Annotated in this window: 1 protein-coding gene; it reads left to right on the forward strand. The window is 73.0% G+C overall.

Features of this window, described 5'->3' with window-relative positions; all coding sequences use genetic code 11:
- Positions 1–67 precede the first annotated feature (67 nt).
- On the forward strand, positions 68–577 hold a 510-nt coding region (gene cofC, locus R1101_RS0125170; RefSeq protein ID WP_016935851.1), incomplete at its 3' end, for a 2-phospho-L-lactate guanylyltransferase.

Consider the following 577-nt stretch of genomic DNA (forward strand, 5'->3'; position numbering starts at 1 on the left):
GTGCCACACCGACCGCGCCGGTCGACCGTGCAGTGGCCGAACTCGTCGCTGATGGCACAATCGGGCAATGTCCGCGACGCACGTGCTCGTTCCCGTCAAGGCCCTCGGCCTGGCGAAGTCGCGGCTCGCCCCTGTTCTCGACCCGGTGGCACGGGAATCGCTGGTGCTCGCGATGCTGCAGGACACCGTCACGGCGGCGCTGTCCGCCCGAGACGTGACGGTCACCGTCGTCACGGCCGACGACCGCGTCGCGGTCGCCGCGCGGGCATGCGACGCGGACGTCCTTCCCGACCATGTCCCGCCCGGCTCCCCCGATCCGCTCAATGCCGCGCTGCGCGCAGCGGCCCGCCGGGTGCGCGAGGTCGCACCCGATGCCGAACTCGTGGTCCTGCAGGCCGACCTGCCGTCCTTGCGACCCGGCGAATTCGCGCTCGCACGCGAGACGGCGCGCCGGACGGGGACGGCCGTCGTGGCCGACCACACATCGAGGGGTACGACAGCGTTGCTGCACTGCGTGCGCGGCACCCTGCCGCCGCTGGCGTTCGGACCGGAATCGGCCCACCGTCATGTCGGGGCC

This window comes from Rhodococcus sp. R1101 (assembly GCF_000278445.1).
Taxonomy (GTDB): Bacteria; Actinomycetota; Actinomycetes; order Mycobacteriales; family Mycobacteriaceae; genus Rhodococcus; species Rhodococcus gordoniae.